We start from the raw sequence: 6,826 nt of genomic DNA on the forward strand, positions 1-6,826 counted from the left end.
ATAATGTGAACAATCATGGACAGGCTCAAGGCCATGCAGACCTTTGTGCGCATCGTCGAGGCCAACAGCTACACGCGGGCCGCCGAAACGCTGGATCTGCCGCGCGCCGCGCTCACGGCGACCATCAAGAAACTGGAAGCCTTCCTCGGCACCCAGCTGCTGCAGCGGACCACGCGCCGCCTGTCGCTCACGCCCGACGGCGCCGACTACTTCAGGAAGTGCCTGGAGATCCTGCAGGCGGTGGAGGATGCCGAGGGCGTGTTCCGCGGCCACGGCCGGGGCAAGCCGCGTGGCAAGCTGCGGGTGGAGCTGCCGGGCGCGGTGGGGCGCCACGCGGTGCTGCCGCACATCGCCGGCTTTTGCCGCGAGTATCCCGACATCGAGCTGGTGGTCAGCCTGAACGAGCGCCTCACCGACCTGACGCAGGAGGGCCTGGATTGCTCGCTGCGCGTGGGCGAGCTGCAGGATTCGGCGATGGTGGCGCGGCGGCTGGGCAACATGGGCTTCCTGACCTGCGCCGCGCCGTCCTACCTGGCCGCGCACGGCGTGCCGCAAACCCCGGCCGACCTGGCGGCGCATCGCGGCGTGACGCATTTCTCCGGCCGCACCGGCCGCGCCTTCGCCTGGGACTATGTGGTCGACGGCGGCGTGACGATGGTGGAGGTGCCCGGCGCGATCGCCGTCAACGACCCGGACGCCTACGTCATCTGTGCCTTGCAGGGCATGGGGCTGATCCAGGCGGCGCGCTACCAGGTGCGCCAGCACCTGGCCAGCGGCGCGCTGGTCGAGGTGCTGGCGGCGACCCCGCCCACGCCGATGCCGATCTCGCTGCTGTACCCGCAGGGGCGCATGGCGTCGCCGCGCCTGCGGGTGTTCGCGGACTGGATCGCCGGCGTGTTCCAGGCCGATCCCGACCTGCAGGCCTGAATTGTAAGAAAGATTGCCAAATAGATACTTCGGCGCGGATTGCGGCTTATAATTTGGCGATGAAAATAACACCCCTTGCCTTCGCGGCCGCGCTGACGCTGCCCTTGTTGAGCGGCTGCGGCGGCGATGCCCCGCCAGCGCCGGCCGCCCCGGTTGTGCCGGCTGAACCGGTCACCCCGCCGGTCACCCCGCCGGTCACGCCGCCCGTGACGCCGCCGGTGACCCCACCCGTGACGCCGCCCGTGACGCCACCGGTCACGCCGCCGGTCACGCCTCCCGTCACGCCGCCGCTGGACTACACCGGCGACTGGTTCGTGCTGGCCTCGCACTGCGAGAAGCCGCGCCCGGGCTCCTTGACCGAGGTGCAGGGCACGCTGATGGACGAACTGAAATGGCTGCGCTCCGTCGAGGACAACACCTACCTCTGGTACAAGGAGCTTCCTGCCGATCTCAAGATCGAGAGCTACAAGAGCACGACCGCCTATTTCGCCGACCTGAAAACGCCGGTCATCACCGCGTCCGGCCGGCCCAAGGACCGCTTCCACTTCACCTATCCGACCGATGCGTGGCGGGCGCTGTCCGATTCCGGCGTCGAGTTGGGCTACGGCCTGACCTGGCTGCGCAGCACCGACACCTCGACCCGGCGCGTGTGGACGCTGACGATGGTGGCGCCGGATTCCCCGGCCGCGCTGGCCGGCCTGCAGCGCGGCGACATGCTGGTCTCGGTCGACGATGTCGCCATCGGCGACACCAGCACCGCCGGCGTGGCCGCGCTCAACGCCGGCCTGTTCCCGGTCAAGGCCGGCGAGTCCCATCGCATGGTGCTGAGCCGCGACGGCGTCCCGCGCACGGTCACCATGACGTCGCAGCAATTGGCCGTGCCGCCGGTGCAAAACGTCAAGCTGCTCGACACGGCCAGCGGCAAGGTCGGCTACCTGCAATTCAACGAGCACAATGCGGTGGCCGAAGGCCAGCTGGTGAAAGCCATCAACGGCTTCAAGAGCGCCGGCGTCGCCGACCTGGTGCTGGACATGCGCTACAACGGCGGCGGCTTGCTGGACATCGCCAGCGAGCTGGCCTACATGATCGCCGGTCCGGGGCCGACCGCCGGCAAGACCTTCGAACAGCTGCGCGCCAACGACAAGACCAAGCAGGACCCGCCGTCGAAATTCCTGACCAGCACCAGCGGTTTCAAGTCGCCGGACCAGCTCCCGCCGGGCACACCGCTGCCTTACCTTGGCCTGAAGCGGGTCACCATCCTGACCACGCCCGGCACCTGTTCGGCCAGCGAGTCCGTCATCAACAGCCTGCGCGGAATCGACATCGAGGTCACGCTGATCGGCGGCGAAACCTGCGGCAAGCCGTATGCCTTTATTCCGTCCCCCAATTGCGGCACCACGTACTTCTCGATCCAGTACCAGGGCATGAACAACAAGGGCTTCGGCGACTACGCCGACGGCTTCCCGCCGACCTGCCGCGCCAGCGACGACCTGACGCAGACGCTGGGCGACCCGGCCGAGAACATGCTGGCTACGGCGCTCAGCTACCGCGCCAGCGGTGCCTGTCCGGTGGCGCCGCAGGGCAACCGCATGCAGGCTGGCGCCAAGGAAGGCGCCAAGGAAGGCGCCACACAGGGCGCCACGCAGCTGGTGCGGCCGCCGGTGAAGGAAATCGCGATCCGCAATCGCTGACGCGCAAAGCCGACTATAATTTCCAGCGCATCCGATGCCGGCGGGCCGCTCCCGCCGCGCATTGGCCATTCAACCCTTGCTGGAAGCCTGTCCATGATACGTTCCGCCATTCTGCTTGCCTTTGCCGCCACCTCCACGCTGGCTGTCGCAGCGCCCGCCGCCACCTCCCTGAGCACCGTCGCCGAACGTTCCGGCTTCCAGAACACCGGCCGCTACGACGAAGTCGTCGACCTGTGCGCGCGCTTCCAGAAGGCGTATCCGAAGCAGGTGCGCTGCTTCGAATTCGGCCGCACGCCGGAGGGCCGGCCCATGCTGGCGCTGGCCGTCTCGCGCACCGGCGCGCTGACCGCCGAGCAGGCCAAGAAGCGCGGCGTGCCGGTGATGCTGGTGCAGGGCGGCATCCACGCCGGCGAGATCGACGGCAAGGACGCCGGCTTCCTGGCGCTGCGCGAGGCGCTGGAGAACAAGGCCGCGCCGGGCGCGCTGGACAAGCAGGTGCTGTTGTTCGTCCCGGTGTTCAACGTCGACGGCCATGAGCGCTTCGGCAAATGGAACCGTCCGAACCAGCGCGGCCCGGTGGAGATGGGCTGGCGCACCACGGCGCAGAACTACAACCTGAATCGCGACTACGTGAAGGCCGACGCGCCGGAGATGCAGGCCATGCTGGCGCTGGTGAACGCCTGGGACCCGCTGGCCTATATCGACCTGCACGTCACCGACGGCGCCAAGTTCCAGCCCGACGTCTCGATCCAGGTCGAGCCGGTGCACGGCGGCGACGAGGAACTCAAGCGCGCCGGCGCGGCGCTGCAGACCGCCGTGATGGCCGACCTGAAGGCGCAGGGTTCCGATCCCAAGCCGTACTACATCTCGTTCGCGGCCAACGACGATCCAACCTCCGGCTTCGTCGACAGCATGGCGACGCCGCGCTTCTCGACCGGCTACTTCCCGCTGCGTAACCGCTTCGCGATGCTGGTCGAAACCCATTCGTGGAAGGACTACCCGACCCGCGTGCGCATCACGCGCAACACCATCGTCTCGCTGCTGTCGCAGGTCGCCGCGCACGGCAAGGAATGGCAGAAAATGACGCAGGACGCCGACGCCCGCGCCGCCGCGATGGCCGGCGCCGATTTCCCGATCAGCTACCGCACCACCTTCAACGCCAAGACCATCGAGTTCCCCGGCTACGAATACACGCGCGGTTATTCGGAAGTGTCGGGCGGCCTGATGACGCACTACGACGAGAGCAAGCCGCAGATGTGGAGCGTGCCGCTACGCGACGAAGTGGTGCCGGACCTGAAGATCGCCGCGCCCACGGGCGGCTACCTGGTGCCGCTGGCCGAAGCCGCGCGCATCGGCGCCAAGCTGAAACAGCACGGCATCGCCTTCAAGGTGCTGGCGTCGGACCAGATGGCGGCCGAGGTGGAGACCTTCCGCGCGACCAAGACCAAGTTCGGCGCGCAGTCGTTCGAGGGCCATCAATCGCTGGCGGTGGAGGGCGACTGGGGCCGCGAGCGCCGCAGCGTGGCGAAGGGCGCGCTGTTCGTGCCGATCGCCCAGCCGAAGGCGCGCCTGGTGATGACGATGCTGGAGCCGCGCGGCGCCGATTCGCTGCTGGCCTGGGGCGAATTCAACAACGCCTTCGAGCGCAAGGAATACATGGAGGAGTACGTGGCGGAGGATGTGGCGCGCGCGCAGCTGGAGGCCGATCCGGCGCTGCGCGAGGAGTTCCAGAAAAAGCTCGACAGCGACGCGGAGTTCAACAAGAGCCAGGCCAGGCGGCTGGAGTTCTTCGCGCGCCGCCATGCATCGTGGGACGAGCGCTACAACCTCTATCCGGTGATGCGTACCGCGCAGAAGTTTTAAACGGCGACGCTGACGCCACTGGCGCCACTAGCGCCGCCGCCATCGCCGCCGCCATTTGCCTTGGCGGTGGCTTCTTCCATCTTCTGCTTGATGAGCGCGGCCACCTTGGCCATGATCGACGCCTGTTCCGCGGGCGACTTGGCCGCCAGCGATTCCGGCGTCTCGCCCAGGCTTTTCAGGATCATTTCCGCCATCCGTTCGGCCGGCGATTTCTTCATGTAGGTGTCCAGCTCCTGCGCGGCGGTCGGCTGCTGCGGTGGCTGCTGTTTGGCCTCGAGCACCGCCTTGAAGTCGGCGCCGCCGGATTTCCTGTTCGTGGCGAAGGCCGCCGCGCTGGCGCTGCCGAGTGCCTTGGTATCGATTTTCATCGTGGTTTCCCTGGTAGTGGTTATTTACGCAATATAGCGCAATTTGCACTAGCAGGGGGAAGGGGAAGACCGGGCGCCGTTCAGTTGCGCTGCAGCGGGATGATGCCCGGCACGGTGGACGGCGTCGAACACGGCTCTTCGTCGAAGGCGATGTCGCCCAGCGGATTGGCCTGGCCGTCGGCCTTGATGTCCTGGAAGCCGAACAGGTCGCGGTCCATCAGGTGCGACGGCACCACCGTCGACAGCGACGAGAAGATGTTCTCCACGCGGCCGGGGAATTTCTTTTCCCAGTCGCGCATCAGGCCCTTGATCTGCTTGCGCTGCAGGTTCTCCTGCGAGCCGCACAGGTCGCACGGGATGATGGGGAAGCCTTTGACCTCGGCATAGCGCTCGGTGTCCTCTTCCTTCACGTAGGCCATCGGGCGGATCACCATGTGCTTGCCGTCGTCGGACACCAGCTTGGCCGGCATGCCCTTGAGCTTCCCGCCGAAGAACATATTCAGGAAGAAGGTCTCCAGGATGTCGTCGCGGTGGTGGCCCAGCGCGATCTTGTTGCAGCCCAGTTCATCGGCCACGCGGTACAGGATGCCGCGGCGCAGGCGCGAGCACAGCGAGCAGGTGGTCTTCCCCTCCGGGATCAGGCGCTTGACGATGCTGTAGGTGTCCTGGTTCTCGATGTGGAACGGGATGCCCAGCTGCTTCAGGTAGGCCGGCAGGATGTGGTCGGGGAAGTTGGGCTGCTTCTGGTCCAGGTTGACCGCGACCAGCTCGAAGTTGATCGGCGCGCGTTCGCGCAGCGTCATCAGGATGTCGAGCAGCGCGTAGCTGTCCTTGCCGCCGGACAGGCAGACCATGACCTTGTCGCCGTCTTCGATCATGTTGAAATCGCCGATGGCCTGGCCGACCAGGCGGCACAGGCGCTTGTGCAGCTTGTTGTTTTCCAGCGCGATCTTCTCGGCCGATTTGCCGGCCGGCGCGGCCGCTGCGTTGTCGAGTACTGCGTTCATACGGTTTCCTTGATTTTAAAGACTTCCACGCCAACGCCTTCGCAGTCCGGGTAGACGTCCGGCTTCATGGTCGACACGCGGGCCGCGCGCACGCGCGGGTGGGCCAGCATGGCGCCGACGATGTCGTCGCACAGGCTCTCCTGCAGGTGCACGTGGCCGCGCGCCATCAGCTTGGCGATGGAGTCGCGCATGAAGTCGTAGTCCACCACTTCCTCCAGCTGGTCCTTGACCGGGGTCGAGACGGCCAGCGGGATGTACAGGTCGACGTTGATGAGCAAACGCTGCTCGCCCTTTTTCTCGAACTCGTAGACGCCGATGTTGATCAGCACTTCGTAATTGCGCAGGAACAGGCGGCGGCAGTCGTTCAGTTGCGGGTGGATCAGGGCGGACAGCATAGTTTCACTTTCTAGAGAGGGTATTCATTTGGCCAGGAACATCACGTCGCGCGGCAGCGGCATCAGGTGCTGGCCGCCGTCGACCAGCAGGGTGGTGCCGGTCAGCGCGCGCGCCGTGGCAGCGTAGACCACGCTGTCGGCGATATCTTCCGGGGTGCTGGAGCGGCCCAGCGGGGTTTGCCGGTGCGCGTTGGCGAAACCGGCCTCGGTCTGGTCGCCGGACACCATCGTGATGCCGGGCGCGATGCCGACCACCCGCACCGCCGGCGCCAGCTGCTGCGCCAGCATCGTGGTGGCGGTGTGCAGCGCCGCCTTGGACAGGGTGTACGACAAAAAATCAGGATTGAGATTGTACAGTTTTTGGTCGAGCAGGTTGATCACCACGCCCTGGATCCCGGTGCCGGCCAGGGCCGCGTGCAGCGCCTGCGCCAGGATCACCGGCGCGGCCACGTTGGCGCGCATGTGGGCGTCGAGGCGGGCGGCGGTGAAGTCGGCTGCGCTGTCGTACTCGAACAGCGAGGCGTTGTTGACCACGCAGCGCACCGCGCCCAGCGCGGCCGCCGCCTGCGGCAGCA

7 protein-coding genes are annotated in these 6,826 nt (G+C 66.8%); 3 read left to right on the forward strand and 4 right to left on the reverse strand.

All coding sequences use genetic code 11. The features are described from left to right. The first annotated feature begins 15 nt into the window (after positions 1–15). The 3 genes from GTP90_RS27450 to GTP90_RS27460 all read left to right on the forward strand — a co-directional run bounded on the left by GTP90_RS27450 (position 16) and on the right by GTP90_RS27460 (position 4,481). Entirely contained in the window at positions 16–927 is a 912-nt protein-coding gene (locus GTP90_RS27450; RefSeq protein ID WP_161086487.1) for a LysR family transcriptional regulator, read from the forward strand. A gap of 59 nt (positions 928–986) precedes the next feature. After that, positions 987–2,618 (forward strand): S41 family peptidase, encoded by a 1,632-nt coding sequence (locus tag GTP90_RS27455; RefSeq protein ID WP_161086488.1) that lies wholly within the window; start codon positions 987–989, stop codon positions 2,616–2,618. A 93-nt stretch (positions 2,619–2,711) separates the two neighbouring features. Beyond that, positions 2,712–4,481, forward strand: a complete 1,770-nt coding sequence (locus GTP90_RS27460) for a M14 family metallopeptidase (RefSeq protein ID WP_161086489.1) — start codon at positions 2,712–2,714, stop codon at positions 4,479–4,481. Here GTP90_RS27460 and GTP90_RS27465 read toward each other — a convergent pair. The 4 genes from GTP90_RS27465 to GTP90_RS27480 form a co-directional block, all read right to left on the reverse strand. Beyond that, complete coding sequence (locus tag GTP90_RS27465; RefSeq protein ID WP_161086490.1) at positions 4,478–4,849, reverse strand: hypothetical protein; 372 nt, start codon at positions 4,847–4,849, stop codon at positions 4,478–4,480. The genes GTP90_RS27460 and GTP90_RS27465 overlap by 4 nt on opposite strands. Before the next feature lie 80 nt (positions 4,850–4,929). Further along, a complete protein-coding gene (gene ttcA, locus GTP90_RS27470; protein WP_161086491.1) occupies positions 4,930–5,856 on the reverse strand; it encodes a tRNA 2-thiocytidine(32) synthetase TtcA in 927 nt (308 codons plus the stop codon). Continuing rightward, on the reverse strand, positions 5,853–6,251 hold the full coding sequence (locus GTP90_RS27475) for a dihydroneopterin aldolase (protein ID WP_161086492.1): 399 nt from the start codon (positions 6,249–6,251) through the stop codon (positions 5,853–5,855). The genes ttcA and GTP90_RS27475 overlap by 4 nt, the downstream gene beginning before the upstream one ends. A 24-nt stretch (positions 6,252–6,275) precedes the next feature. Next, positions 6,276–6,826: SDR family oxidoreductase (locus tag GTP90_RS27480; protein ID WP_161086493.1), on the reverse strand; the 551-nt coding region annotated here is incomplete at its 5' end.

Origin of the sequence: Duganella vulcania, from assembly GCF_009857655.1 — a bacterium.
Classification (GTDB): Bacteria; Pseudomonadota; Gammaproteobacteria; order Burkholderiales; family Burkholderiaceae_D; genus Rugamonas; species Rugamonas vulcania.

Coding starts and splice junctions, on each gene's coding strand:
- GTP90_RS27450 (WP_161086487.1), top strand. CDS start 16: ATGGACAGGCTCAAGGCCATGCAGACCTTTGTGCGCATCGTCGAGGCC.
- GTP90_RS27455 (WP_161086488.1), top strand. CDS start 987: ATGAAAATAACACCCCTTGCCTTCGCGGCCGCGCTGACGCTGCCCTTG.
- GTP90_RS27460 (WP_161086489.1), top strand. CDS start 2,712: ATGATACGTTCCGCCATTCTGCTTGCCTTTGCCGCCACCTCCACGCTG.
- GTP90_RS27465 (WP_161086490.1), bottom strand. CDS start 4,849: ATGAAAATCGATACCAAGGCACTCGGCAGCGCCAGCGCGGCGGCCTTC.
- ttcA (WP_161086491.1), bottom strand. CDS start 5,856: ATGAACGCAGTACTCGACAACGCAGCGGCCGCGCCGGCCGGCAAATCG.
- GTP90_RS27475 (WP_161086492.1), bottom strand. CDS start 6,251: ATGCTGTCCGCCCTGATCCACCCGCAACTGAACGACTGCCGCCGCCTG.